At 69.2% G+C, this 25,295-nt stretch carries 24 protein-coding genes and 1 pseudogene; 13 read left to right on the top strand and 12 right to left on the bottom strand.

What is annotated here, in order from left to right; genetic code table 11:
- Window positions 1–5 precede the first annotated feature (5 nt).
- From RU09_RS10605 to RU09_RS10580, 6 genes are read left to right on the top strand one after another with little or no spacing between them, the layout of a single operon-like run.
- A complete protein-coding gene (locus tag RU09_RS10605) occupies window positions 6–893 on the top strand; it encodes a DUF58 domain-containing protein (protein ID WP_042540377.1) in 888 nt (295 codons plus the stop codon).
- Complete coding sequence (locus RU09_RS10600) at window positions 880–1,371, top strand: hypothetical protein (protein ID WP_042540375.1); 492 nt, start codon at window positions 880–882, stop codon at window positions 1,369–1,371. Before RU09_RS10605 ends, RU09_RS10600 begins: the two co-directional genes overlap by 14 nt.
- Window positions 1,362–2,348: a vWA domain-containing protein gene (locus RU09_RS10595; protein WP_042540373.1), complete on the top strand. Its 987-nt coding sequence runs from the start codon at window positions 1,362–1,364 to the stop codon at window positions 2,346–2,348. The genes RU09_RS10600 and RU09_RS10595 overlap by 10 nt, the downstream gene beginning before the upstream one ends.
- Window positions 2,345–3,370 carry a vWA domain-containing protein gene (locus RU09_RS10590; protein WP_042540371.1) on the top strand — a complete coding sequence of 342 codons (1,026 nt, stop codon included), beginning with the start codon at window positions 2,345–2,347 and terminating at the stop codon, window positions 3,368–3,370. Before RU09_RS10595 ends, RU09_RS10590 begins: the two co-directional genes overlap by 4 nt.
- Window positions 3,367–4,155, top strand: a complete 789-nt coding sequence (locus RU09_RS10585) for a hypothetical protein (RefSeq protein ID WP_042540369.1) — start codon at window positions 3,367–3,369, stop codon at window positions 4,153–4,155. Before RU09_RS10590 ends, RU09_RS10585 begins: the two co-directional genes overlap by 4 nt.
- A complete protein-coding gene (locus tag RU09_RS10580; RefSeq protein WP_042540367.1) occupies window positions 4,149–5,270 on the top strand; it encodes a hypothetical protein in 1,122 nt (373 codons plus the stop codon). Before RU09_RS10585 ends, RU09_RS10580 begins: the two co-directional genes overlap by 7 nt.
- Window positions 5,271–5,305: 35 nt before the next feature.
- Here RU09_RS10580 and RU09_RS10575 read toward each other — a convergent pair whose 3' ends face one another.
- The 5 genes from RU09_RS10575 to RU09_RS10555 form a co-directional block, all read right to left on the bottom strand.
- Window positions 5,306–6,301 (bottom strand): hypothetical protein, encoded by a 996-nt coding sequence (locus RU09_RS10575; protein WP_231567512.1) that lies wholly within the window; start codon window positions 6,299–6,301, stop codon window positions 5,306–5,308.
- Between the two features lie 67 nt (window positions 6,302–6,368).
- Window positions 6,369–7,337 carry an alpha/beta hydrolase gene (locus tag RU09_RS10570; protein WP_042540401.1) on the bottom strand — a complete coding sequence of 323 codons (969 nt, stop codon included), beginning with the start codon at window positions 7,335–7,337 and terminating at the stop codon, window positions 6,369–6,371.
- Window positions 7,338–7,492: 155 nt separating this feature from the next.
- Window positions 7,493–8,200, bottom strand: coding sequence for a ZIP family metal transporter (locus RU09_RS10565; RefSeq protein ID WP_042540363.1), 708 nt, complete (start codon window positions 8,198–8,200; stop codon window positions 7,493–7,495).
- Window positions 8,201–8,291: 91 nt separating this feature from the next.
- Window positions 8,292–9,083 (bottom strand): NAD(P)H-dependent oxidoreductase, encoded by a 792-nt coding sequence (locus RU09_RS10560; RefSeq protein ID WP_042540361.1) that lies wholly within the window; start codon window positions 9,081–9,083, stop codon window positions 8,292–8,294.
- Window positions 9,084–9,096: 13 nt separating this feature from the next.
- The gene (locus RU09_RS10555) at window positions 9,097–10,461 is read right to left on the bottom strand and encodes an MFS transporter (protein WP_052492935.1); all 1,365 of its coding nucleotides are present in this window, start codon (window positions 10,459–10,461) and stop codon (window positions 9,097–9,099) included.
- A 99-nt stretch (window positions 10,462–10,560) separates the two neighbouring features.
- On the opposite strand from RU09_RS10555, the gene RU09_RS10550 reads away from it, so the two are divergent.
- The 6 genes from RU09_RS10550 (at window position 10,561) to RU09_RS10525 (ending at window position 18,933) form a co-directional block, all read left to right on the top strand.
- Complete coding sequence (locus tag RU09_RS10550) at window positions 10,561–10,965, top strand: winged helix-turn-helix transcriptional regulator (RefSeq protein WP_042540359.1); 405 nt, start codon at window positions 10,561–10,563, stop codon at window positions 10,963–10,965.
- Between the two features lie 50 nt (window positions 10,966–11,015).
- Complete coding sequence (gene argG / locus RU09_RS10545; protein WP_042540357.1) at window positions 11,016–12,449, top strand: argininosuccinate synthase; 1,434 nt, start codon at window positions 11,016–11,018, stop codon at window positions 12,447–12,449.
- 227 nt (window positions 12,450–12,676) lie between these two features.
- On the top strand, window positions 12,677–13,300 hold the full coding sequence (locus RU09_RS10540; RefSeq protein WP_042540355.1) for a TetR/AcrR family transcriptional regulator: 624 nt from the start codon (window positions 12,677–12,679) through the stop codon (window positions 13,298–13,300).
- A gap of 17 nt (window positions 13,301–13,317) precedes the next feature.
- Window positions 13,318–14,217, top strand: a complete 900-nt coding sequence (locus RU09_RS18715) for a hypothetical protein (protein ID WP_197066005.1) — start codon at window positions 13,318–13,320, stop codon at window positions 14,215–14,217.
- Window positions 14,214–16,133, top strand: a complete 1,920-nt coding sequence (locus tag RU09_RS10530) for a YhgE/Pip domain-containing protein (RefSeq protein ID WP_042540353.1) — start codon at window positions 14,214–14,216, stop codon at window positions 16,131–16,133. The genes RU09_RS18715 and RU09_RS10530 overlap by 4 nt, the downstream gene beginning before the upstream one ends.
- Before the next feature lie 136 nt (window positions 16,134–16,269).
- On the top strand, window positions 16,270–18,933 hold the full coding sequence (locus tag RU09_RS10525; protein WP_082041095.1) for a penicillin acylase family protein: 2,664 nt from the start codon (window positions 16,270–16,272) through the stop codon (window positions 18,931–18,933).
- Between the two features lie 41 nt (window positions 18,934–18,974).
- Here the strand turns inward: RU09_RS10525 and RU09_RS10520 are convergent, their stop codons facing one another.
- A complete protein-coding gene (locus RU09_RS10520) occupies window positions 18,975–20,336 on the bottom strand; it encodes an MFS transporter (RefSeq protein WP_231567511.1) in 1,362 nt (453 codons plus the stop codon).
- A 104-nt stretch (window positions 20,337–20,440) separates the two neighbouring features.
- On the opposite strand from RU09_RS10520, the gene RU09_RS10515 reads away from it, so the two are divergent.
- Window positions 20,441–21,202, top strand: coding sequence for an alpha/beta fold hydrolase (locus RU09_RS10515; RefSeq protein ID WP_042540351.1), 762 nt, complete (start codon window positions 20,441–20,443; stop codon window positions 21,200–21,202).
- A 74-nt stretch (window positions 21,203–21,276) separates the two neighbouring features.
- Here the strand turns inward: RU09_RS10515 and RU09_RS10510 are convergent, their stop codons facing one another.
- The 6 genes and pseudogenes from RU09_RS10510 to RU09_RS18920 all read right to left on the bottom strand — a co-directional run.
- Window positions 21,277–22,092, bottom strand: coding sequence for a DUF2510 domain-containing protein (locus RU09_RS10510; protein ID WP_042540349.1), 816 nt, complete (start codon window positions 22,090–22,092; stop codon window positions 21,277–21,279).
- A gap of 15 nt (window positions 22,093–22,107) precedes the next feature.
- Window positions 22,108–22,497: a monovalent cation/H(+) antiporter subunit G gene (gene mnhG, locus RU09_RS10505; RefSeq protein ID WP_042540347.1), complete on the bottom strand. Its 390-nt coding sequence runs from the start codon at window positions 22,495–22,497 to the stop codon at window positions 22,108–22,110.
- Window positions 22,494–22,763, bottom strand: a complete 270-nt coding sequence (locus RU09_RS10500) for a monovalent cation/H+ antiporter complex subunit F (protein ID WP_042540345.1) — start codon at window positions 22,761–22,763, stop codon at window positions 22,494–22,496. Before RU09_RS10500 ends, mnhG begins: the two co-directional genes overlap by 4 nt.
- Entirely contained in the window at window positions 22,760–23,368 is a 609-nt protein-coding gene (locus tag RU09_RS10495; protein ID WP_042540342.1) for a Na+/H+ antiporter subunit E, read from the bottom strand. The genes RU09_RS10500 and RU09_RS10495 overlap by 4 nt, the downstream gene beginning before the upstream one ends.
- Window positions 23,365–24,918, bottom strand: coding sequence for a Na+/H+ antiporter subunit D (locus tag RU09_RS10490; RefSeq protein ID WP_042540340.1), 1,554 nt, complete (start codon window positions 24,916–24,918; stop codon window positions 23,365–23,367). The genes RU09_RS10495 and RU09_RS10490 overlap by 4 nt, the downstream gene beginning before the upstream one ends.
- A pseudogene (locus RU09_RS18920) lies at window positions 24,915–25,295 on the bottom strand (hypothetical protein); the annotation flags it as partial. The pseudogene RU09_RS18920 and the gene RU09_RS10490, both read right to left, overlap by 4 nt.

The raw sequence follows: 25,295 nt of genomic DNA, 5'->3' as shown, positions 1-25,295 counted from the left end.
TCGCCATGGCCAGCCTGATCGCCCAGGTGAAGAGCAAGCTCTTCATCCACTCGTCGCGCAAGTCGCTGCACGCGCTCGACGGCGCCTACGCGTCGCTGCTGCACGGCCGCAGCCTCGACTTCGAGGACCTGCGCAAGTACGAGTACGGCGATCAGGTGCGCGACATCGACTGGCGCGCCACGGCTCGGTTGGGCACCCCGCTGGTCAAGCGACACCGCGCGATGCGGATGCACACGATCCTGTTCGTGGTCGACACCGGACGCTCGATGGCCGCGCTCGCGCACGACGAGAGGTCGAAGAAGGACCTCGCGATCCTCGCCACCGGCGTGCTCGGCGTGCTCGCTCTTCGGCACGGAGACGACTTCTCGCTCGTCTACGGCGATTCCGACCGCATCCGCCGTCGCGCACCGGGTCGCAGCGAGGGCGCGCTCGAGCATGCCCTGCGCACGATCGATCAGTCGATCGACTCGAGCACGGCGTCGAGCGACCGAGACGCGCTCCTGTCTTACGTGACCCGCACGGTCTCACGGCGCATGATCGTCGTCGTCATCACCGACGAGGCGCCGGTCACGACGGAGACGGAGCGGATGCTGCGCCGACTGCGCGTGCAGCACGACGTGCTGTGGCTGACCGTGAGCGACGCCGACCCGGTGCTCGACCACGCGACGGGCACCATCCGCAGCGATGTCGACAGCATGTGGGAGGTGCCCGACTTCGTGCAGGGCGACCCCGACATCATCCGCGAGCTCGCGGCGCAGACCGAAGCCGACGCCGCGCGTCTGGCTGAGCTGCTCAAGCGCATGGAGATCAGCCACAGCGTTCTGGCAGGTCAGGACGACGCCGTCTCGCAGCTGCTGCAGCTGCTGAATCGGAGGTCGAATGCCCGGCTCTGATGAGCTCTACCCGCCGTTCCAATACGGCTGGGGATGGCTCCTGCTCGCCTTCGGAATCCTCCTGCTGCTGATCGCGGCGGCGTGGCTGATCGTCGCCCTGACGCGTCCGCGGCGTGACCTCACGCTGACGCGCGACGCCCAGGGACCGACCCTGCTCACGACCGACGTGCTCTCGCAGCTGAGGGTCGAGTACTTCGACCGCATCCAGCGCATCGAAGACGACTACCGCGCACGCGCGCTCTCGGCCCGCAACGCGAACCTCGAGCTCAGCCGGGTGGTGCGCACGTTCGTGAACGAATACAGCGGCCTCGAGGCGCCTGTGCTCGCCCTCGACGATCTCGTCGCTCGCGGAGTGCACCCCGCCCTGGTCGACGCCATGGGCCGCCATTACTATCCGAGCATCTTCCGACCGGGCCCTGCGATCGATCCGATCGCCGGCGCCGAGGCGGCCAGAACGGTGGTGCGCACATGGCACTAGCGAACGGGTGGCTCATCCTCGTCGCCGTCGGCGTCGTCGTGATCGCGATCGCGCTCGGCATCGTGATCGGTCTGCGCAGCACTGCGAAGACCGAGGCGCACGAGCGCGCTCGTGTCGCCCGAGCCGAGCGGCTGCGCGCGCTTCCGACCTTCCGGCAGGCGCTGAACCGACGAGTGCTGGCACTGTCGAGCGTCCTGCTGATCGGCGTGGTCGCGACCCTGGCCGCCGGAGTCGTCTCGGCGCGCCCGATGGCGTCACAGACCATCCAGCCCGTCAACACGAGCCGCGACATCATGCTGTGCCTCGACGTCTCGGGCTCGATGAGTGAGGTCGACGTCGAGGTGCTCACGGTCTTCGAAGAGCTGCTCGAGGATTTCGAGGGCGAGCGCATCGGCCTCACGATCTTCAACAGCTCGCCCGTGCAGATCTTCCCCCTGACCGATGACTACGAGTTCATCCGCGACCACCTGCAGAGCATCCGAGAGAGCTTCGAGTTCACCGAGTCGATCCCCGAGCACTGGGTCGGCACGCTCAACGGCAACGGCGCGTCGCTGATCGGCGACGGCCTTGCCGCGTGCGCGATGGCGTTCGACCACCCCGATGACGAGCGGTCGCGGTCGATCATCTTCGCGACCGACAACGAGGTCAACGGCGCCTCGATCGTGACTCTCGACGAGGCGGCGGCGTACGCCGATTCGAACGGGGTGCGGGTGTTCGCGCTCAACCCGGTTCAGGGCAAAGACGCCGACGTCAGCGCGGAGCTCGCGAAGGCCGCCGAAGCCACGGGTGGTGCCGCCTACGGTCTGCGCGACACGACCACCGTGAGCGACATCGTCGCGCAGGTGCAGGAGCAGGAGGCGGCCGCGCTGCAGGGTCAGGCGCAGGTCGTCTGGACCGACGCCCCGAACCTCTGGATCGTCGTGCTGATGATCTCGATGCTCTCGTTCATCGTCGTGCTCTGGAGGGTGAGACTGTGATCTTCCAGCCCGTGCTCAACGTCTTCCTCCTGGCGCTTCTCTGCGCGCCGGTGGCCGCTCTCGCCGTGATCGCGCTGGTCAAGGCCAAGGGACGCGACAAGGCCCTGTGGGCCATGCGGCTGGTCATGCTGCTCGCGTGCTTCGTCATGTTCCTGCGCCCGGGGATCCCCGGGGGTGCGACAGAGACCCTCGCCACCGACACCGACATCGTGCTCGTCGTCGACACGACCGCGAGCATCGTCGCCGAGGATTGGAACGGCGACGAGCCGCGCCTGGACGGCGTCCGCGCCGACGTGCAGGCCATCGTCGACGAGTACCCGGGCGCCCGCTTCGCCCTGATCACCTTCGACGCCTCGGCGGATCTGCGCATGCCGCTCACCACCGATACGACCGCGCTCGTCTCATCGCTCGAGGTGCTCCGCCCCGAGGTGACGAGCCAGTCGCGCGGCAGCTCGATCGGCATCGCCAACCAGCTGCTCACCGACACGCTGTCGAACGCGGCCGAGGCCTCACCCGACCGCTCGCGCATGGTGTTCTACTTCGGCGACGGCGAGCAGACGGTGACGTCGCCGCCCGAGCCGTTCGACGGCAGCGAGAAGCTCACGGACGCCGGCGCGGTGCTCGGCTACGGCACCGCCGAAGGCGGGCCGATGAGGCTCACCACCGGCGGCGTCGACGGCTCGTCGAGCGAGTACATCGAATATCAGGGGGCGAACGCGCTGTCGGTGATCGACGAGGCGAACCTCGAGGCGATCGCCGCGGATCTCGGCGTCGAGTACCAGCACCGCACGGCGGAGGCCGAGCTGACGCTGCCCGACGCTCCATCGACCACCACCAGCTACGCCGAGTCGGGTTCGGTCGGCACCGTGACCGAGCTGTACTGGATCGCCGCCCTCGTCGTCGTGGCGCTGCTCGGGGTGGAGCTCACGAGGGCGAGCATGCTCGTGGCCCGGCTGCGTCTGCTGCGAGCACCGTCGGCGTCGCCGCGCCGGAAGACACCGACCGGCGGAGGTGCCGCATGACCGATCTGTCGACCCAGGCGGGCGCGACGCCAGCCGTCAGCCCCGACGACCTGAAGGCGTCGGCCGCCGCTGCTCTGCTCGCCTCGAATCGCCGGCGGCGCAGCATCCGACGGTGGATCGCGATCGGCACCCTGCCCCTCGCGCTGGCGGCGCTGCTGTTCGTCGGCAAGATCCTCAGCATGTACGCGTTCGCGCACCAGTCGATCACCGCCTATGTGGCAGACGACTACGCGGGTTCCGAGGCATCGGCCCGAGGCCAGGAGTTCCTCAACTGGTTCGAGCCCTACAAGGCGCCGTTCAACGTGGGCACCGCTCTCGCCGGCGCCGAGAAGCTGCCGGAGGCGCGGGGGAAACTCGAGGAGTCGCTCGACCTCGCGACCGGCCTCGAGGTGTGCACGGTGCGCATCAACCTGGGACTGGTGCTCGAGCGCATGGGAGACGCGGCACGGGCCGACGGCGACGGTGCAGCAGCCGCAGAGTTCTACGGCGAAGCACTCACCCTGACGACCGAGACGCCGGAGGAATGCAACAGCGAAGAGGCCCAGGAGCAGTCGTCCGACCCTGACCGCGACATGCAGCAGAGCAAGGAAGACCTCGAAGACCGTCTGAAGCAGAAGCAGCAGAACGAGCAGCAGCCGCCCCCGGAGGAGCAGCAGGAGCAGGAGCCGCAGCCCTCGGAGGAGAAGCTCGAAGAGCTCGAGAAGAAGCTCGAGCAGGGCACGCAGGAGCGCGATCAGCAGCAGGGCGACGACGGCGGCGGCTCGGGGACGGACAAGCCATGGTGATGGATCACGAGAAGCAGCGGGCGCGCTACGTCGCCGGCTCCGAGGGTGCGCCACCCGTGCCGCCGCCCGGCGGCTATCGCAATGCACGCCGTCAGGCCGGCCCCGTCGTGCAGCATCCGGGCGCCCCGGCCATGTCGGGCACGGCGACCGCAGCCGAGGGCGCGTCGGAGGAGAAGAAGCCGGCGAACGCATTCGGCTGGGTCGCGCTCGTCGTCGGCATCCTCTTCGCTCTGATCCTGCTCATCACGCTGGCGGTCGGCGCCACCGACGCGCTCTACGGCGTGACGATGCTGGCCCTGCAGCTGGTGGTCGTCGCCGTCATCATCGGCGCGCTGTTCACCGCCCGTGGACGCACCCTGGGAGCCGTCGCCCTCGCGATCACCCTGATCTTCAACGTCGCCACGGTGGGCGGCATCGGCGCACTGCAGACCTCGGCCTCCGGCAGCTACGACGGCATGAAGACCGACGAGCAGAAGCACGAAGAGGCCTACCCGGGCATCAAGGGCACGGACCCGCAGGATGCGCTGCGGCAGCAGTCGCTCGAAGAGGTGCAGGCCGAGGCGGACAGCCTGTTCGCCGACATCCGCGAGCGCGTCACCGCCGAATACGGGTACGACTGGGTGCAGGTCGGCGACGAGGATCTGCGCCCCGAGCGCAACGGCTACGGCGGAGAGTCGATGCTCATCGAATACACCTCCGTCGGCTGGGCGACGACCGAGCCGATCCAGGACTACAGCCTCAAGCTCGAGGTCATGGCCACGATCGACGAGGTCGTCGCCGAGCACGGTCTGCCGTCGCTGTACTCGTTCAACGGCGAGTACTCGGGAATCGACCCGTCGATGATCGCGAAGCTCTACGGCAGCGAAGACCCCCGTGAACAGCACACGTGGGAGTACTACACCGAGAACTACCCCGATCCGATGCGCTTCTACGCGAACATCTTCGACCTCTCGAACGACCCGTCCGGCGACTTCCTGAAGACCCGGGAGGCGCAGAACGCCCGCACCGGAGAACCGCTCGAGGGGCTGCAGATGGTCGTCATCGCGAGCGCAGTGCTCAGCGAGGCCGACCGCGCCGAGTTCGAGGAGAAGCTGCAGGAGTACCCCGGGTTCTGAGTCCCGGTGAGCAGGTCGCGCGTCCGACCCGCCCTTCAGCCGGAGAGCGAGAACAGCATGCGCGCCAGCACGTAGCGGGCGTGCCCGCGCGACGACCTCGGGTCGTAGCCGAGGACGCCGATCAGCGCGGTGAGGCGGTCCTGCACGCTGGAGTGGTGGCGTCCCAGGCGCACGGCTGCGGCACGCACGCTCAGCTCGTCGACCACGGCGTCGAGCAGTTCCCGACTGCGGGCGTCGAGGCGCGCGAGCGCAGCAGCATCCGGATGCACGTCGCCAGACTCCGCGGCGGTGGCGATCAGGAGCAGGGCACCCAGGTCGTCTGCGGCCACCACGGGTTCGGAGGCGGTGCTCAGACGCGCGGCGATCAGTGCTTCCGCCCACGACTCGGGGAGGTGCTCTCCGGGCCCCGCGGTTCCGACGCCCAGACGCAGGCCTGTCGCGTCCGTCCACACCCGATCCACGGGCGCTCCCTCGACGACGATCGTCGCCCTCGTCAAGCCGTGTCTGGTCGCGACCACGACGGAGGGATGCTGCGGCAGCGGCGCGGGGTCGGGCGGCGAGGCCACGACCGCCACCGGAAGGGCCGGAATCCTGAGCCTCGCCAGTGCCGAGACGCGCTCCCCCTCGCCCGCGAACTCGCTGATCGCCAGTTCCACGGCGCTCCCCGCGTCGCCTGCGCGGCGGGCACGGAGGATGCCGAGCGCCAGCGTGAGGCGCTCGAGGATCATCGCGTCATTCGTGTGCGGGTCCCCCTCGCGCTCGATCCAGGCGACGGCCTCCGGGCCGCTCTCACGCAGCATCCACCTGTCACCGGGGTCGATCGGATCGATGCGCACCCCGTCGGCGCGCACCCGGATGATCTGTCGGGCGTCGCGCTGCCCCACGGTGGCACCGCTCAGCACGGCGGCCCCGCGCAGCATGCCCTCGACGCCGACTGCACGGGCGATGAGCGTGTCGAAGTAGGAGACGACCTTGAGGGTCTCGCTCGCATCCGGGTCGAGGGCGGTGAGCCGCCCCAGCAGATCTTGCATGTCGGGCTCCATCGCGCGGGGCTTCCACCCTACGGGTTCATCGACCGAGCCCGTAGGGTGCCGAAGGTCACCCGAGCAGCCGGTTCACCCAGTCGTCGCGGGCGGCCAGCATCGCCTGCGCGACGGCCGTGTGCGGAGCGAACATGTCGAAGCCGTGGAACCCGCCGGCCCATACGTGCAGCTCGGCCTGCACGCCGGCCGCCCACAGCCTGGTCGCGTAGTCGACGTCCTCGTCGCGGAACACCTCGGCGCTTCCGCAGTCGATGAAGGCGGGCGGAAGACCGGTCAGGTCCGTGGCGCGCGCCGGAGCCGCATAGATCGAGACGTCGTCGGTGCCCTTGCGTCCGCCGAGGAGGGCGGTCCACCCGGTGATGTTCGACCCGCGGTCCCACACGCCGATCCCGTCGATCTGCCTGGTCGAGACACTTTCATCGCGGTCGTCGAGCATGGGGTAGATCAGCAGCTGACCGATGAGCCCGGGGCCGCGGCGGTCCCGCGCGAGCAGGGTCGTTCCCGCGGCCAGGCCGCCACCGGCACTGCCCCCACCGATCAGGATGCGGTTCGGATCGATGCCCAGCTCTGCAGCGTTCTCGGCCGTCCACACCAGACCCGCGTAGCAGTCCTCGACCGGGTACGGATCGGGGAACTCCGGAGCAAGCCGGTACTCGACTGTCACGATCACGCCGTTGAAGCGCTCAGCCCAGTCGAGGAAGCCCACGACGCCGAGCCAGCGGTTGCCGATGATCATGCCGCCGCCGTGCGTGTGGAAGAAGCCAGGACCCGTGCCGGTGCGACCCGCCTTCTCGACCACCGAGACGACGATCTCGTCGCCCTCGTGACCCGCGATGGTCACGTCGCGGCGCGTGAAGCCCCGCTCGTCGAGCACGGTGAAGATCTCGTCCTCGCCGCTCACGGGAGACTGGCGCAGCAGGGGAATCATCTCGGCAGTCAGGGTCGACGGCAGCGTGTCTGCGACCAGCGCGAGTGCGGCCTCCAGTTCGGGGTCGAACGGAGGGCGAAGGGTTGTCTCGGTCATCAGAACTCCTTTGTTCTCGGCCGCGGTCATGTCGGCGTCCCGCCAGCCTCCCGGAGGTCGCACCCGAGCGTAACCCGCCAGACAGGGCCGTTCTGCGGCCGGGGGGCCGCCGGATGGCGGGCGGCCGCACCGGCATCGGCAGCCTCGACCCGCTCTCAGCTCGCGAGCGACAGCCCGGCGGCGAGCGCGAAGCCGAGCACGGTCGCGAGCCCCGTCACCTGCTTGGCCTTCTGCTGAGCGTCGGGAACCATCGAGTCGACGAGCATCACGAGCAGCGCACCGGCCGCGAAGCCGCTCGCCCCGGCTCTGAAATCGTCGCCGGTGCTGCTCGCGAGGGCGAAGCCGGCGACGGTCGCGAGTGCGCAGATCACCGAGATGCCGGCCCAGAGCAGCAGCACGCGCGACTTGGCCATGCCTCCCTTGAGCAGGTCGGAGGCCGAGCCGATCGACTCCGGCAGGTTCGAGACCACGATCGCCACGACGAGGGCGATGCTCACCGGCTCGCCGGAGGCCAGACCGATTCCCAGCACGAGCTGTTCGGGGATGCCGTCGAGCAGAGCGCCCAGCGCGAGCGGGACGCCCGCGCCGCTGTCCTTCGACTTCGCCGCTCGCGCATCGAGGATCCGGTCGGCGATGAAGTACGCGAGGGCTCCCGCGACGACGCCGACGATCAGGGGGATGGGGCCCGCGAGATCGAGCCCCTCCTCCCACAGCTCGAACGCGATGGACGCCATGAGGGCGCCCGCGCCGAAACCGAGCACGATGCCCAGCCACCGCGGTGGCCAGGTGCGCAGCAGGGCGAGGATCGCGCCGACGATGAGGGGCGACGCGGCGACCGCGCCCCACAGGATCGCTCCGCCCATGCCGTCCTCCTTCACGGACACTCTGCCACCACCGTCGCGGAATGTGCAGAGGAGGGGGCTCACACGCGCGCGCGTCGGACCGCTCCTCCGCTCACTCGACCGTCACGCGATGGATGCCGAGGTCGGTGCGACTGGGGAGCAGATCCGCTCGGAGGGCTCGGGTGCCGTGATAGTCGCCGTCGCGCAGCCGTCGGTAGGGATGGCTCGGTGACTCGTCGCCGAGCCCCGAGAGCCGTTCGACCAGGCGCGCGCTCTCGTGATCGATGCCCGCCGCGTCCATTCCGTCCGCATCGTGGACGACATGCAGGTCGAGCGGCTCGATGCCCGTGTACCAGAGGGTGCCGTGGGTGAGCGGGAACATCAGCGAGTCCAGATCGCCGCTGATCCCCCGTTCCCCGATGGACCGGTCGTCCTCCCCTGCCGTGACGATCACGAGGGCCCGGCGCCCCGCGAGAAGCCCCTCCCCGTACCGCAGCGGAAGACCGGTCTGCGCGTCGACCGGTCCGTACGCGAACCCGTTGGTGAGCACGCGGTCGAACCACCCCTTCAGGATCGCCGGCGGACCGTACCACCACAGCGGGAACTGGAGCACGACGAGATCTGCGGCCCCGAGCTTGCGCTGTTCCTCGATCACATCCGCCGGCAGCTGCCCCGCGGCGAACGCCTCGCCCATGAGATCGACGACGTTGCCCTCCCTGCCGTGGGGCTCGCCGAGGTCCTGGGCGGCGAGGACGGGGTCGAACCGCTGAGCATACAGATCGGTGATCTCGACGTCGTGGTCGCGCGAGAGGGCTTCGACTCCGTCGCGGAACAGTCGGGCGTTGAAGGAGTTCTCCTGCGGGTGGGCATAGATCCAATGGACGGTCGGGCGTGATGCGGACACGGATGGCCTTTCTTCAGTGGGAGACGGGGTGGCGAGCCGTGCGCCGCCACAGCGGCAGGAGTGCGGCGGCGACGACCGCTCCGGCTGCGATGAGGAGGGCGACGACGAATCCGCGAGACCCGGCGATCACGGCGATCGTGCCGAGCACCGCGATGCCGAGACCGCCGCCGAGGGCGAAGCCGACCTCCTGGATCGCCCCGACCTGACCGGCGTCGTCTCCGGTCGTCACGTCGAAGAGCGTGGTCGCGGCGAGCGTCGCCGCGACCCCGAATCCCCCTCCGATCAGCACGAGCGGGATCGCGACGAGATCGACCCCGGTCGACAGCCAGATGAGCCCCGCGCCCTGCACGACGAGAGCGAGCACCGTGAGCGTGGGTGAGCTCAGCCACCGCAGGAACAGAGGGGCCAGCACCCCGCCGAGCGCGATCGCCACAGCCTGCGGGAGAATCGCGATTCCGGCCTCGGCCGCGCTGAAGCCCCTGGCATCCTGCAGGTGCAGGCTCACCAGGAGAACGGATGCCGTCGACACACCGCCGCTCGCCACGATGCGCACGATGGCGGGGCTGAAACCGGGTACTCGGAAGAGCCGCATGTCGATGAGCGGTTCGGCGAGGGTGCGCTGTCGGCGGATGAAGAACACGAGCGTGCCGACCGCGACCACTCCGGCGATGCCCGCGGCGAGGGGAGCGGCGAGCACCTCGTGCAGGGCGAAGACGAGGGCTCCGAGCGCGACGATCGACGACAGGATGCTGAGGATGTCCCACGACGGCCGTCGCGAGCTGCGGGAGTCGGGCACGAGCCAGATCGCGAGCACACCGGCGACGACCGCGAGCGGCACACTCCCCAGCAGCAGCCATCGCCACCCCGGACCCTCCGTGACGAGGCCGCCGAGCACGGGGCCGAGCGCGCTGCCCGCGCCGAACGTCGCGGTCCACATGCCATAGGCCAGCACTCGCTGTCGCGCGTGATAGTGCGCGCCGATCGTGGCGACGACGCCGGCCACGACGAAGGCCTCGGCGACGCCGAGGAGCGCGCGGACGACGATCAGCAGCATCCCGTCCTGGGCGAACCCGCCCACCAGGTTGAGCACGGCGAAGCCGGCGAGGCCCGCGAGCACGATGCGCTTGCGCCCGAACGCATCGCCGATCCGGGCGGCGATGATCAGGGTCGCCGCCAACGAGAGCGCGTAGACGTCGACGAGCCACAGGGCACCGCTGTCGCTGAGGGTGAGGTCGCCGCGGATCGCGGGCAGCGCGGTCGACATGCTGCTGATCGCGAGCGCCCCGATCAGGATGCCGAGAAGCAGCGGGATCATGGCGAGCCACGGATGCATGGCCGTGCGCGGACGAGCGGATGCCGCAGGGATCGAGAAGGTCACCGCCTCAGTCTCGTGGGCGAGTACACTTCAGGCAAGTACGGTCATTCAGGGTACATAGTGACCGCTTGGATACCATGGCGCGAACGGAAGGCGGATCCCATGAGGGAGAAGACGGAGCGCATCGTCCGCGAGTGGGGCGACGCGTGCGACGCGGAGGTCTCGATCGCGGTGCTCGGCGGGGCCTGGAAGCCCAGCATCCTGAGCCTGCTCGGCGAGCATGAGGTGCTGCGATTCGGCGAGCTCAGCAGGTTGCTCGACGAGCCGACCGCTCGCGTGCTCACCCGTCAGCTGCGTGAGCTCGAAGACGACGGGCTGCTCATCCGCACGGTGTACCGCCAGGTGCCACCCAAGGTCGAATACCGGCTGAGCGACCTCGGTCGGGGGTCGATGCCCCTCGTCGACGCGCTCACCGACTGGGGCGGTCGGTATGCGGCTCACCAGCGAGGCGAACTCGAACGGCTCGCCGCCGAACCCGAGACGCTCGACGCCGCCGTCGCGCGCTGACTCTCCTTCCCGTCCGAAACAGCCGACACGCCGCCGATAGACTGGGAAGCATGTCCAAGGTCCTCCAGTCACTTCCCGTCGGCGAGCGCGTCGGCATCGCCTTCTCCGGAGGACTCGACACCTCCGTCGCCGTCGCCTGGATGCGCGACAAGGGTGCCGTCCCCTACACGTACACCGGCGACCTCGGGCAGTACGACGAAGACGACATCGAGTCGATCCCCGGTCGCGCTCTCGAATACGGCGCCGAGGCCTCGCGTCTGGTCGACTGCAAGACCGCCCTGGTCGAAGAGGGTCTCGTCGCACTGTCGTGCGGCGCCTTCCACATCCGCTCGGGCGGACGCACCTACTTCAACACGACGCCCCTCGGCCGCGCCGTCACCGGCACGCTGCTCGTGCGCGCAATGAAGGAAGACGGCGTCGACATCTGGGGCGACGGCTCGACCTACAAGGGCAACGACATCGAGAGGTTCTACCGCTACGGCCTGCTGGCCAACCCGCGCCTGCGCGTGTACAAGCCCTGGCTCGACGCCGACTTCGTCACCGAGCTCGGCGGCCGCAAGGAGATGAGCGAATGGCTCGTCGCCCATGACTTCCCCTACCGCGACTCTGTCGAGAAGGCGTACTCGACCGACGCCAACATCTGGGGTGCCACGCACGAGGCCAAGACCCTCGAGCACCTGGACGTCTCGCTCGAGACGGTCGACCCGATCATGGGTGTGAAGTTCTGGGACCCTTCCGTCGCGATCGAGACCGAAGACGTCTCCGTCACGTTCGAGGCCGGACGCCCGGTCGCCATCAACGGCGTCGAGTACACCGACCCGGTGGCCCTCGTGATGGAGGCCAACACGATCGGCGGGCGCCACGGCCTCGGCATGAGCGACCAGATCGAGAACCGCATCATCGAGGCGAAGTCGCGCGGCATCTACGAGGCTCCGGCCATGGCGCTGCTCTTCATCGCCTACGAGCGCCTCGTCAACGGCATCCTGAACGAAGACACCCTCGCGACCTACCACGAGCAGGGTCGCCGTCTCGGTCGTCTCATGTACGAGGGACGCTGGCTCGAGCCGCAGTCGCTCATGCTCCGCGAGTCGATCCAGCGCTGGGTCGGCCTCACGATCTCGGGCACCGTCACGATCCGCCTGCGCCGCGGAGACGACTGGACGATCCTCGACACCACGTCGCCCAACCTGTCGTACGGCCCCGAGAAGCTCTCGATGGAGCGCGTCGGCGACGCCGCGTTCGGCCCGGTCGACCGCATCGGACAGCTCACGATGCGCAACCTCGACATCGCCGACTCGCGCTCGCGCCTCGAGCAGTATGCGGGCCTCGGCCTCATCGGCGGCGCGACCGGCGAGCTCGTCGGACGCGTCACGGCCGGCGAATCGGGCGAGATCACGGGTTCCGTCGAGGAGGTCGACGAGAACCTCGCCGATGCGGTCGACAACGCATCCGAGGGTGCGGCGTTCGACTCCGGACTCGACTGATCTGACGGTTTCAGAGGGGGCGGATGCTGCGGCATCCGCCCCCTTTTGCGTGTGCTCGGCGGTTCGGCGTTCACAATTCAGCATGAGCGTCGGGCTAGGACGCTGGATCGTGCTGGTAGAGGCTCTGAGCGGCGATCCGTGCTGAGTTGTGAACGCCCACTGTTCAGACCCTGTGAGTCCTTCGAGTTATCTTGCACACTGCTGTGCACTATACGTAGAATGGCCGCATGACCACCCGTGCTCCCCGCCGTGACTCCGTCGAGAATCGCGCCGGAATCCTCGATGCGGCCCGAGCGACCCTCGCGACCGACCCGCGCGCATCGATCGACGTCATCGCCCGCAGCGCCGGTCTGTCGCGCCGCACCCTCTACGGCCACTTCGACGACCGAGAGGCCCTGATCCGCGAGCTGATCTCGGTCGGAGCGCAGCGCTTCAACGCGATCGCCGAGTCCGTCACCGACACCGACTCGCGCATCGCGCTCGCCCGCCTCGCCGCACGACTCTGGCAGGAGGCCGCGCACGTGCAGGTCGCCGCGGCGCTCGCGCTCGACGAAGCCCACGTGCAGCACACCGCCGACGCTCTCGCCCCTCTGCGCCGCACCGTCGCCGCCCTCGCACGGCGCGGGCAGGAAGACGGCAGCTTCCGCACCGACCTCCCCGCCCCGACCCTCGCCCGTCTCATCGAAGAGGTCGCGCGCACGGTCGTCTCGCGCACGGATGCCCACAGCGCCGGCGCGGCCGGGCTCGCCGTGCGCACGCTGCTCAGCATCGCCGGGCTCTCGTGGCGCGAGGCCGACGAACTGCTGGCAGCACACCCGGACATCGTCGAATCGCAGGAGGTCAGCGCGTGAGAGTCACTCTGCACGAGGTGAGCAAAGGGCGCGGCGGGCAGTCGCTGCCGACGACGAGCCTCGAGTTCCACAGCGGTGCGGTGCGCTTCGCCCTCGCCGAGACCGAGCAGCGACCGACCGTTCTCGGCCTGATCGCCAGCGGACGGATGCGGCCCGACACCGGACGCGTGACGATCGACGGCGACTCGAACAACAAGGCGCTGCGCCGCACGATCGCGTTGGTCGACGCCCCCGACGTCAGCGACCCGCATCCCGACATCACCCTCGCCGGCGTGGTGGGCGAAGAGCTCATGTTCGCCGGGGTCGGCGCGACCCCGCTGCACGCTCGTCGGTGGCTGAATCAGCTCGGATTCGGCGAGCTCGCCGGTGTGCCGATCGGCAACGTCGACCCGGCCGCGCGGGTGCGCATCCTGTGCGAACTCGCGATCCTCCGCGAGGGCACCGAAGGCATCGTGCTCGTCGCGCCCGACCGTCACGGCGGCAGCCCGGACGGCTGGTGGCGCATCGCGTCGGAGTTCGCCGACCGCGGCTACGCCATGCTCGTCGTCATCGGCGGATCCGCTGCGGTCGCCCTCGAACGGATGCACGAACTCGAGGCGATCAACGCCTCCGGTCCGATCCAGCCCCTCGTGCTCGACCGCCCGGGCGACGCGGCATCCGCGTCCGAGTCCGCATCCGCATCCGCATCCGGTGAGCACTCGACCATCGACGCGGGGCCGGAGAGCCCAGACGGCCTGCCCGCGGTGCCGCCTTTCGATGACGAATATGCCGAGGAGGATTCTCCCGCGGGTGCCGACCCCGGCTCGGTGAGCGAGAACGCCGACGCCGAACACCGCGAAAGGCCCGACGCAGACACAAACACAGACCCAGACACAGACCCAGACCCAGACACAGAAGAGAACGGAGGCGAGCGATGAAGGTTCCCGCCATGATCGCCGCCGAGCTGCGGCGGCTCACCGCGAGCAAGATGGGCATCATCGCCCTGATCGCGCTCGTGTGCGTGCCGATCCTCTACGGCGGCCTGTACCTCTGGGCCAACCAGGACCCGTATGCGAAGTTCCCCGAGGTGCCTGTGGCACTTGTCGTCGACGATGCCGGGGCCCCTGCCCCCACCACGGGAACGGAGGCCGAGACCGGCGAGACCGTCAACTACGGCGAGGACGTCGCCGAGAACCTCATCGACGGCAACGCCTTCGACTGGCAGCGCATGTCCGCCGACGAGGCCGCAGACGCGTTGCGCGAGGGCACGGTCGACTTCACCGTGACGATCCCTGACGATTTCTCTTCGGCGTTGACCTCGGCCGCGGGCGACGACCCGCACCAGGCGCGCATCGAACTCGAGACCAACGACGCGAACAACTACCTCGCGTCGAGCATGGGCACTCAGGCGGTCGAGAAGATCCGCAGCTCGGTGGCCGAGATGGTCGGCAGCGAGGCGGCAGAGCGCCTGCTCACCGGACTCAGCGACGTGCGAGACAACCTCGTCACCGCCGCCGACGGGGCGAGCCAGCTCACCGACGGTGCCAACACCGCGGCGACCGGCAGCGCCACACTCGCCGACGGCACGTCTCAGCTCGCCGACGGCACGTCTCAGCTCGCGGGTGGCGCGTCTGAGCTCGCGGGTGGCGCGTCTCAGCTCGCCGGCGGAGCGGCGACTCTCGCCTCGGGTGCTCAGCAGGTCAGCGACGGCAACCGGCAACTGGCCGACGTCGCAGACCGCGCCGGGTCTGCCGTGCAGCAGGCGACGGATGCCCTGCCCCAGGCACGCCAGGACATCGCGACGGTGCTCACAGATCAGGGCCTGACGCAGGAGGAGATCGATCGGGTGCTGTCCACCCTCGATCCGCTCGGCACCCGCCTCGAAGAGGGCAACGCCACCGTGCAGAACGCGGTCGACAAGGTCGACCAGCTCGCCGCCGGAGCCGAGTCGGTGGCATCCGGTGCCTCGCAGCTCGCCAGCGGCACGCAGACGCTCGCCAGTGGCGCCCAGACCCTCGCCGGCGGCGCGCAGACCGCCGCCACGGGCGCGGCGGCGGCGAGGGACGGCGCGGCCCAGCTGCGCGACGGACTCGGCACCCTCGCGTCCGGCACGGCCGAGCTGCGCGACGGACTGTCCGACGGGGTGGAGCAGATCCCCGCGTCGACTCCCGACCTGCGCGCGCTGCAGGCCGACACGATCGCGGATCCCGTCAAGGTCTCGAGCGACAAGGTGGCGTCGGCCGAGGACTACGGCGCGGGCCTCGCACCGTTCTTCGCCGCACTGTCGGCCTGGATCGGCATCTACGCGCTGTTCCTCATCGTCAAGCCGATCTCCCGTCGCGCCGTGACGGCGCTGCACTCCCCCATCCGGGTGACTCTGGCCGGGTGGCTGACTCCGGCGATGCTGGGCGCGGTGCAGATGGTCGGGCTCATGGGCATCCTCGCGATCACCCTGGGCTTCACGTTCAACAACCCCATCGGCACTCTGGGCGTGATGATCTTCGCGTCAGCGACGTTCGCGGCGATCATCCTCACGCTGAACGTCTGGCTGGGCTCGGTCGGCCAGTTCCTGGGTCTCGTGCTCATGGTGCTGCAGCTCGTCACCGCCGGCGGCACCTTCCCCTGGCAGACGCTGCCCGCTCCGCTGGCCGCGCTGCACCACGTGCTGCCGCTCGGCTACGTCGTCGATGCCATGCGACAGCTCATGTACGGGGGCAATCTCGGCAGAGCCGGATGGGATCTGGTGGTGCTGGGGATCTGGCTGGTCGGCGCTCTGCTGCTCGCCGCCATCGGGGTGACGCGCATGACGCACCGGCGCACGCTGCGCGATCTGCAGCCGAGCCTCATCGGCTGACGCCGCGTGGCGGGGCGAGAAGTTCCCCCGCCACGCGTCGTCGTTGTGGGTAGTATTCCCAGAGTGCGTCGGTGAGACGCCCTCTGGGACTCTCTGGGACTGAGTCCCGCAATGCCACCCGAAAGAGTTCTCGATGATGACAACCGATTCGCCTGAGATCGCCGTGCCCTCACGCCCGTCACTGGGTGGGCGCATCGGCCGCATCGCCTTCCTCGTCGTGGCGGCGATCATCGTCGTCGCCGTCGCCGTCGCCTTCTTCGTGACCTGGACCATCCAGCGGTCCTTCCCGCAGACCGCGGGCACCCTGCCGCTCGAGGGTCTGCAGTCCGAGGTGACGGTGCAGCGCGACGACCGCGGCATCCCGACCATCACGGCCGACTCATCCCACGATCTGTTCTATGCAGAGGGGTTCGTGCACGCGCAGGACCGCTTCTTCGAGATGGATTTCCGACGTCACGTGACGGCCGGTCGCGTGGCTGAGATGTTCGGCGAGTCGCAGGCCGGAACGGATGCCTTCCTGCGCACCCTCGGCTGGCGCAAGGTCGCAGAGGCCGAGGTCGAGGCGATGGACGACGTGACGCGCGGGTACTACGAGGCTTACGCCGACGGGGTCAACGCCTATCTCTCGTCACGCTCGGGTGCCGAGCTGTCGCTCGAATATGCCGTGCTCGGAATGCAGAATCCGGAGTACGAGCCCGAGCCCTGGGAGCCCGCCGATTCGGTCGCCTGGTTGAAGGCCATGGCCTGGGATCTCCGCGGCAACATCGAGGATGAGGCCGAGCGTGCGCTGCTGACCGCGCAGCTCTCAGACAGCTCAGACGGTACCGACGGCTCCGACGCGACCGACATCACCGCGACGCTCGATGAGCTGTACCCCGCGTATCCGTTCGACGAGCACCCGGTGATCGTGCCCGAGATCTCCACGGTGCCCACTCTTGAGACCGGCGCCGAGCCCGCCGCGTTCACGACCGACGCGAACGACGATGAGATGCAGCAGGCCGCGACGACGATCGAGTGGCAGGAGGCCTCCGACGTGATCGAGGCCGCGAGCCTGCTCGTCGGCGATGTCGGCGAGGGCATCGGCTCGAACTCCTGGGTGGTGTCGGGAGACCTGACCGAGACCGGCATGCCGCTGCTCGCCAACGACCCGCACCTGGGCGCATCGCTGCCATCGGTCTGGTACCAGGTGCAGCTGCGCTGCAGCGAGGTCACAGACGAATGCCCGTTCGACGTGGGGGGCTTCTCGTTCTCCGGACTCCCCGGCATCGTGATCGGCCACAACCAGCAGATCGCGTGGGGCTTCACCAATCTGACCACCGATGTCACCGACCTCTACATCGAGCGCATCGAGGGCGACCAGTACTGGCGCGACGGAGCGCTGGTGCCGATCGAGGAGACCACCGAGACGATCAAGGTCGCGGGCGGCGACGACATCGACCTGACGATCCGATCGACCGCGCACGGCCCCATCATCTCGGGGCTCACCGATGACTTCACGGCGATCGCCGACGACCCGGAGCCTGGACTCACGGCCGGAGGCGCGACGGGCACCGCGCCCACCGGCGAGGCCTCCGAGTATGCGGTCAGTCTGCGCTGGACGGCGCTCGACCCCGGCACGGCCGCCACGGCGATCTTCGCGCTGTCGACCGCCCAGGACTTCGAGGAGTTCCGCTCGGCGGCCGCCCTGTTCGATGTGCCGGCGCAGAACCTCATCTACGCCGACGTCGAGGGCAACATCGGCTATCAGACTCCAGGACGCCTGCCCGTGCGAGGAGCCGGCGACGGATGGATGCCGCAGCCCGGGTGGGACAGCAGCTACGACTGGACGGGGTTCATCCCCTTCGACGAGCTGCCGGTGTCGTACAACCCGGCATCCGGCTACATCGTGACCGCGAACAACGCGATCGTCACCGACGACTACCCCTACTTCCTCTCGCGGGACTGGGACTACGGCTACCGCGCGGATCGCATCGCGCACCTGATCGAACGACGCGTGGCAGCCGCACCGCTCACGGCGCAGGACATGCGCGAGATCCAGATGGACAGCGAGATGTGGATCGGCAAACGTCTGGCATCCGCGATGGACGATGTCGAAGTGAAGGGCGCAGGCACCGAGGATGCCGTGGCCCTGCTGCGCTCGTGGGATGCGCAGAACGACCCGGGGTCGGCAGCGGCCGCCTACGCGAACGTGCTCTGGTCGAACCTCGTGCAGAACCTGTTCGCCGAACGCGACCAGCCGCTGCCGATCGACGGCCAGGGCCGCCTCTTCACGGTCGTCGCGGATCTGCTCGACGATCCCTCCGACCCGCTCTGGACGAATCCGACCATCGACGTCACGAGCATGGACGAGATGCTGGCGCTGTCTGCCGAAGAAGCATACGACGAGCTCTCCACCCTGCAGGGCGACGCCGTCACCGGGTGGCGGTGGGGCGACCTGCACGCGATCACCCTCACGAGCGACACTCTGGGCTCGTCGGGCATCGCGCCGATCGAGATGCTCTTCAACCGCGGCCCGTATGCGGTAAGCGGCGGCGCATCGGTGGTCAACGCGACCGGGTGGGATCTCGGCACCTCCTACGCCACGACCACTGTGCCGTCGATGCGGATGGTGGTCGACCTCTCCGACCTCGACGCCTCGACCTGGATCCACCTCACCGGGGCATCCGGTCATGCGTTCGATGAGCACTACGTCGATCAGACCGCAGACTGGGCGGCCGGCGCGCAGAAGCCGTGGGCGTTCTCCGAGAAGGCGGTCGATGCGGCGACGCAGAACACCCTGGTGCTGACCCCCGCCGGGTAGCGCTCCTCGGCCCGCGCCTCAGGCGGATGCGGGCCCGCGCCTCAGGCGGATGCGGGCTCGGCGGATGCGGCCGCGCGGCGTGCGATCGCCCAGATGCCGACCGCGGCGGCGAGGAAGATCGCCGCCAGCATCGCCCAGCCTGCGAAGCCGAAGGTGATCGCCGTGGCATTCACGACGATCGGCGACGCGAGGGCTCCGAGCGAGAAGCCCATTCCGAACACGCCTTGATAGGCACCCGCCCGCACCGGATCGGCGAGCTCGAAGCTGAGCCCCCAGGCTCCGGCCTGCGACAGGATCTCGGCGAACGTGTGCGTGATCATTCCGACGACGAGGATGACGATCGCCGCCCACGTCGGAAGACCGGCGGCGAGCGCGTAGATCAGGCAGGCGGCGACCATGAGCCACCCCGCGATCATGGTCACGCGTCCCGCGACCCGGATGTCATGCGTGCCGCGCGAGGCACGCACCTGGAACAGCACGACCAGCGCCGTGTTGACGATCAGGAGCACGGCGAACGTGGCGTCCGGCGCCTTCGTGTATTCGCTGATCCACAGGGGCACCCCGAGTTCCGCCACTCCGAACTGCATGCCGAAGATCGCCGAGAGCCCGCTCAGCAGCAGGTACCGCGGGTCGCGCCACGGCGAGCGACGGTTCCACTCCCTGCGCTCAGCGGATGCCGCAGCCGTCGCCTGCGTGTCGATGGATCCCGTCTCGGTGAGCTGAGTCGCGACACGACGGCGTGCGGGGGCGTCGACCGCCGACGTCAGCCGGAGGAGCGAGAGCGACCCGAGTGCGCAGACGGCACCCGCACCGGCGATCACGACCCGATAGGCCTCGGGTGTGCCCAGCGCCAGAGCGATCGCGCCGAAGCCCGAGCCCGCGGCGATCGCGAGGTTCGTGACCGTGCGCAGCACGGCGCGGGCATGCACGCGCCTGTCGGGGGCGAATCCTCGCGCGATGATGGCCGACCGCGCCGAGTATCCGAGCGAGTCGAAGAAGCCCGAGAGGCTGGCGAGCAGAAGCGCCGACACGAAATCTCCGACGAACGCATAGGCGGCGAGCAGCACGCCGCCGGCCATCTCGAAGCCGAATGCGAGGCGTCGTGCGCTCCACCGATCGGCGAGCCACCCGCCGAGGAGCGACCCGACGACACCGCATCCGCTCGACACCGCGAGCACCACCGCGGCCTGCGCGGGAGAGAGACCGATGATCTGCGTGAAGAACAGCACCGTGACCGCGAGGAACACCCCGCGGCCGATGCGCGACACGGCGGTCGCGGCGACGAGCGCCCGCAGCACCGGATCGCTCAACCCGTCTGCGATGCGTGCGATGAAGCCCTTCGACGGACGTGCGGTCTCGCCCCCCGTCTCGATCTGATCGGGATCGGGGCTGGGCGAAGACACCCTTCATCCTCGCATGGCGCGCACCCGCGTCTCGCCGCACACCGGCATACGGCGCACGCTGCATCCGGTTAGCCGCAAGGCCCCCACTCGGTTAGCGTGGGTGCGTGGTCTCCAGCTATCTCGCCCCGAAGGGCACCCCCGTCACCCTGCTCGAGTTCGAGCATGCAGGGGCGACGCTCATCGCGGAGACCTTCGGCGAGGGCCCTCGCACGTTCCTGCTGCTGCACGGCATCGGCATGGGTCGCAGTGTCTACCTCGATGTCGTGCAGCGACTGCGCGGCAGGGTCATCGCGCTCGACCTGCCGGGTTTCGGCGAAGCGCCCGAACCCGCACGCACCTTCACCATGGAGCGCCATGCCGACCTCGTCGCGGCCTATCTCCGGCACGCCGACGAGGGGCCCGTCGTCGTGATCGGCCACTCCATGGGCAGCCAGATCGCCGCCGAGCTCGCCGCCCGGCATCCGTCGCTCGTCGAAGGCGTCGTGCTCGCCGGCCCCACCGTCAACAAGGCAGCGCGCAACATCGCCTCGCAGGCGAGGTACCTCCTCACCGACCTGATCGGCGAGCGCCCGCTGGTCATCTGGCGTGGCGCCCGGGAGTACCTCCGAGGCGGCCCGCATCTGATCCGCAAGATCCGCGCGACCATCGTGCACCAGCCGGAGAAGGCGTTCGCTCGCATCGATCAGCCGGTGCTGGTGCTGCGCGGCGAAGACGACCCGCTCGCGCCGATGAGCTGGTGCCGGGAGATCATCGACGAGATCCCCGGCGCCGACCTGCGGGTCATCCCCGACCACGGTCACGGCACGCTGATCAGCGACTCCGAGCCGGCGGCCCGCCTGATCCAGGCCTTCGCCGACGATCTCTGACCCGTACTCTCTTCGCCGCGTAGTTCACAACTCAGCATGAACGCGGCTCCGCGCCGGCGCGCGGCGAGTCCGCCTCAGCGCAGCGGCGGGGGTGTGGTCGGAAGGAGCATCGCGTTGCGTCGCGCCCTCGTCAGCAGCAGGGCGAATGCCCCCAGACCGCCGAAGAGCACCGCGAAGATGATCCCGAACACGATCATGAACCCGGTGACGAGACTCTGCTCCATGATGCTTCCCGCTACCGCGACGACCAGACCGACCACCGCGATGCCGACCACACACCAGCCGACGATCATCGAGGTGAGATAGCCGCGCGGCCCGGCATGCCCGGGGCGCGGGCCGAATCTCGTGCCGAGGTACCAGGTCCAGCGGGAACCGGTCCACCAGCGGCTGGCCTGCCCCGTCACCGGATACCACCCGGCATCCGGTCCATCGACCTCTCCGGGCAGCGGCTGCACGGAGGCGTCGACGACCGCCGCCGACTGCGGGGCGGGGAGCCTGCGCACGGCGCGGGTGTGCGCAGCGCCGAGGATCCAGATCACGGCGATGGACATCAGGACCACGGGAAGGGCGAAGTTGCCGGGGCTCTGCGTGATGACCGCCGCCAACAGCTGCAGCATCGCGAGGATGAAGAACACGATGCCGAGCACCAGCCCCACCGCCGGCGGCTCGACCGCCAGGGCGTCGGGCCGCGGCTTGCCCTTGCGCACGCGGTACGGCGTCCAGATGACTCCGTCCCACCAGCGGATGTCTGCGGTCCCCGGCACCTGGTACCACCCCATCGACGGCGCGGTCGGCGGCGCCGTGCGCTCATGTGCGGTCCACTGCACGCCGTCCCACCAGCGCTGCCGGCCCGGCGTGCCCGCGTCGTACCATCCCTGGGGTGCTGACATCCGTCTTCCTTCTGGTCAGCCGGCGCCGGGCGGAGTCTGCTTCGACTCGGCGAGCTCGTCGACGACCAGACTGCGCTCGTCGGTCGTGCCGTTGCGGTAGGCCTGCCGGCCGACGATATGGGCCGACAGCGGGGCGGTGGCGAACTGCATCAACACGATCGGGGCGACGAGCGCGAGCCCGATGAGGATTCCGCCGACGGTGCGCTGCGACAGGGCGATCGCGAGGCAGATGAGGATGAGGCCGAGCACCTGGGGCTTCGTCGCGGCGTGCAGTCGCGAGGGCACGTCACGGAAGCGCAGCAGACCGACGGCGGCCGACAGGCACAGAACCGCGCCGAGCAGGATCAGCACGAGGATGGCGACGTCGATGACGGCGTCGGGAATGGCGAGACCGAACACGTTCATGGGGTCGTGTTGTCCCTTCTGGCCACGAACCGGGCGACCGAGATCGAACCGAAGACACCCACGGCGGCGATGATCAGCAGCACCGGGATGTTGCGGGTGTGACCGTTGATCGCCATCTCGGCGCCGAGCACGCACATGACCTCGGTGAGCAGCACGTCGGATGCCACGGCTCGGTCGAGGATCGAGGGGCCGCGAACGATGCGGATGATCGTCAGGATGGCGGCCACCCCGAAGACGACCATGATCGCCAGCATCAGCACGTTCATCGGGCACCTCCCCTGGTCAGCCCACCGGCACCACCGGCACGCGCCGCGCGTTCGTCGGCCTTGAGGGCACGGTACTGCGCGGGGGCCCCGAGCGCACGCACGACCCGTCGCTCCCACCGCAGCACGCCCTCGCGCTGCTTCTCGACGTCGGCCATGCTGCGAACCCCGATCACGTGCAGGTAGAGCACCTGCCTGTCGCGGTCGGCCTCGACGATCAGCGATCCGGGAACCAGCGACGAGACCACCGAGACGTGGGTCATGATGAGGTCGTCGGCGTATTTCAACGGCACCGCGATGATCGCCGCGCCGGGCTGACGGCGGAAGTCGAACACCTGCCCCGTGACCGAGACCGCTCCACGCAGGACGGCGAACAGGAACTGCACCACGAACAGCGCGGCGTACCAGATGTTGATCCGCCCGGACAGCTCGACGGTCGGCAGCCGGAAGACGCGCGTGACGAACACCGCGACGACGAGACCCGAGAGGAACGACAGCACCGTGAACTGGCTCCACAGCAGCATCCAGAGCACGACGAGCCATGCCAGGAACGGCAGCTGCACGCGGATGTCCCGCCAGAAGTGACGGCCGGTCTCGGTGGGGCTCATCCTTCGACCTCGTCTTCCAGCTGCACGAGGGTGACCGGGTCGAGCAGCGCCGCTCCGATGCGATCGCACAGTGCGTAGAGCGGACCGGCGAAGACGGTGAGCGCGACAGTGACCCCCACCATGCCGGCGGTGGCGACCGTCATGATGCGAGGGATGCGGCGACGCTCCTGCTGCTCGTCGGCGGCCGGGGCGTTGCCGAGGTACGAGATGCGCCCCTCGGTCTCGGTCGAGTCGTCCTCCTCGCGCCAGAACGCGAGGTTCCACGCGCGCATCAGCGCATAGAGGGTGAGCAGCGAGGTGACGATCCCGCCGAAGATCAGCACGATCATGAGGGGGGTCCCCACGGATGCCGCGGCCTCGAACAGTGCGAACTTGCCGATGAACCCGGAGAACGGCGGGAGTCCACCCAGGTTGATCGCGGGGATGAAGTAGAGCACGGCGATCACCGGCGCGACCTTGAGCAGGCCCTTCACCCGGAGGATCGAGGTGCTTCCCGCCCTGCGCTCGATGAGACCGACGGCGAGGAACAGGGTCGTCTGCACGATGATGTGGTGGACGATGTAGTACACCGTCGCGCCGATCGCCGCCGGGGTCGCTATCGCGAGACCGAAGATCATGTATCCGACGTGACTCACCAGGGTGAACGACAGGATTCGCTTGAGCTCGGCCTGCGCCACGGCGCCGAGCACTCCGACGATCATGGTCGCCAGGGCGATGATCAGCAGCACGGTGTCGATGCTGTTCTCGGCGAACAGCTGGGTCTCGGTGCGGATCAGCGCGTAGACGCCGACCTTCGTCAGCAGGCCTGCGAACACGGCGGTGACGGGCGCCGGAGCGGTCGGATACGAGTCGGGCAGCCAGAACGACACGGGGAAGATCGCGGCCTTGATGCCGAACGCGATCACGAGCATGAGGTGCAGCACCAGCTGCGTCTCCTGCGGCAGCTCGGTCATGCGCTCGGCGATCTGCGCCATGTTCACGGTGCCGAGCGCTCCGTAGATCATCGCGATCGAGGCGAGGAACAGGATCGACGAGACCAGGGAGACGACGATGTAGACCGCGCCGGTGCGGATGCGCGACTCGGTGCTGCCCAGCGTGATCAGCACGTACGACGCCACGAGCAGGATCTCGAATCCGACGTACAGGTTGAACAGGTCTCCCGCGATGAAGGCGTTGAAGATTCCCGCGGCGAGGATCAGGTACGACGGGTTGAAGATCGAGATCGGCGTCTCGTCGGTGCCGTCGGCCGCGCCCTGACCGATCGAGAAGAGCAGAACCGCGAGCAGCACGATGCTCGAGATGAGCACGAGGAGAGCCGCGAGCCTGTCGACGTAGAGCACGATGCCGAACGGCACGGGCCATCCGCCGACCGAGACCGCGAGCGGTTCTCCCGCGTCGACGACGACCAGCAGGACGGCGGCGATCACCGAGACGGTCGCGAGCGTCGCGACCGTGACGAACGCCTGCAGGCGCGGGTTGCGGCCGAAGATCAGGGTCGCCGCGGCGCCGAGCAGCGGCAGGGCGACGAGCAGGGGGACGAGGGCGCTCATCGGCGGTCCTCCCCGTCGTCGGTGTGCTCAGGTGCGCTGTCATCGGATGCCGTGTCGGTGGCCGTGTCATGCGCGGCGTCGGCCGCATCGGTCTCGTGAGCGTCTGACGCGTGCGTGTCGGCATCCGTCCGGAAGTCGTCGGAGCGCGGGGAGTCGTCCGCGTCGTCGTCGGGCGGCGCCGATTCTCCGTCCAGGACGGACGCCCCAGGACCGGCATCCACGTCCGGATCCCCCGCCCCATCCGCATCCGCATCCGCGGATGCGGTCCGGGGCGCGGTGGGCCGGTCGGTCGGAGCGTCGTCGTGGATCGACGGATGGTCGCGCATGTGCAGCACGGTGATCGGCGACGTCTGCACGCCGACGAAGTCGGTGGTCGC

The organism is Microbacterium sp. MEJ108Y (assembly GCF_000834175.1).
GTDB lineage: Bacteria > Actinomycetota > Actinomycetes > Actinomycetales > Microbacteriaceae > Microbacterium > Microbacterium forte.
The sequence above is the reverse complement of the archived record's forward strand: the minus strand, read 5'-3'. Positions and strand labels throughout refer to the sequence as shown.

Coding starts and splice junctions, on each gene's coding strand:
- RU09_RS10605 (WP_042540377.1), top strand. CDS start 6: ATGGCCAGCCTGATCGCCCAGGTGAAGAGCAAGCTCTTCATCCACTCG.
- RU09_RS10600 (WP_042540375.1), top strand. CDS start 880: ATGCCCGGCTCTGATGAGCTCTACCCGCCGTTCCAATACGGCTGGGGA.
- RU09_RS10595 (WP_042540373.1), top strand. CDS start 1,362: ATGGCACTAGCGAACGGGTGGCTCATCCTCGTCGCCGTCGGCGTCGTC.
- RU09_RS10585 (WP_042540369.1), top strand. CDS start 3,367: ATGACCGATCTGTCGACCCAGGCGGGCGCGACGCCAGCCGTCAGCCCC.
- RU09_RS10580 (WP_042540367.1), top strand. CDS start 4,149: ATGGTGATGGATCACGAGAAGCAGCGGGCGCGCTACGTCGCCGGCTCC.
- RU09_RS10575 (WP_231567512.1), bottom strand. CDS start 6,301: ATGCAAGATCTGCTGGGGCGGCTCACCGCCCTCGACCCGGATGCGAGC.
- RU09_RS10570 (WP_042540401.1), bottom strand. CDS start 7,337: ATGACCGAGACAACCCTTCGCCCTCCGTTCGACCCCGAACTGGAGGCC.
- RU09_RS10565 (WP_042540363.1), bottom strand. CDS start 8,200: ATGGGCGGAGCGATCCTGTGGGGCGCGGTCGCCGCGTCGCCCCTCATC.
- RU09_RS10550 (WP_042540359.1), top strand. CDS start 10,561: ATGAGGGAGAAGACGGAGCGCATCGTCCGCGAGTGGGGCGACGCGTGC.
- argG (WP_042540357.1), top strand. CDS start 11,016: ATGTCCAAGGTCCTCCAGTCACTTCCCGTCGGCGAGCGCGTCGGCATC.
- RU09_RS10540 (WP_042540355.1), top strand. CDS start 12,677: ATGACCACCCGTGCTCCCCGCCGTGACTCCGTCGAGAATCGCGCCGGA.
- RU09_RS10530 (WP_042540353.1), top strand. CDS start 14,214: ATGAAGGTTCCCGCCATGATCGCCGCCGAGCTGCGGCGGCTCACCGCG.
- RU09_RS10525 (WP_082041095.1), top strand. CDS start 16,270: ATGACAACCGATTCGCCTGAGATCGCCGTGCCCTCACGCCCGTCACTG.
- RU09_RS10510 (WP_042540349.1), bottom strand. CDS start 22,092: ATGTCAGCACCCCAGGGATGGTACGACGCGGGCACGCCGGGCCGGCAG.
- mnhG (WP_042540347.1), bottom strand. CDS start 22,497: ATGAACGTGTTCGGTCTCGCCATTCCCGACGCCGTCATCGACGTCGCC.
- RU09_RS10500 (WP_042540345.1), bottom strand. CDS start 22,763: ATGAACGTGCTGATGCTGGCGATCATGGTCGTCTTCGGGGTGGCCGCC.
- RU09_RS10495 (WP_042540342.1), bottom strand. CDS start 23,368: ATGAGCCCCACCGAGACCGGCCGTCACTTCTGGCGGGACATCCGCGTG.
- RU09_RS10490 (WP_042540340.1), bottom strand. CDS start 24,918: ATGAGCGCCCTCGTCCCCCTGCTCGTCGCCCTGCCGCTGCTCGGCGCC.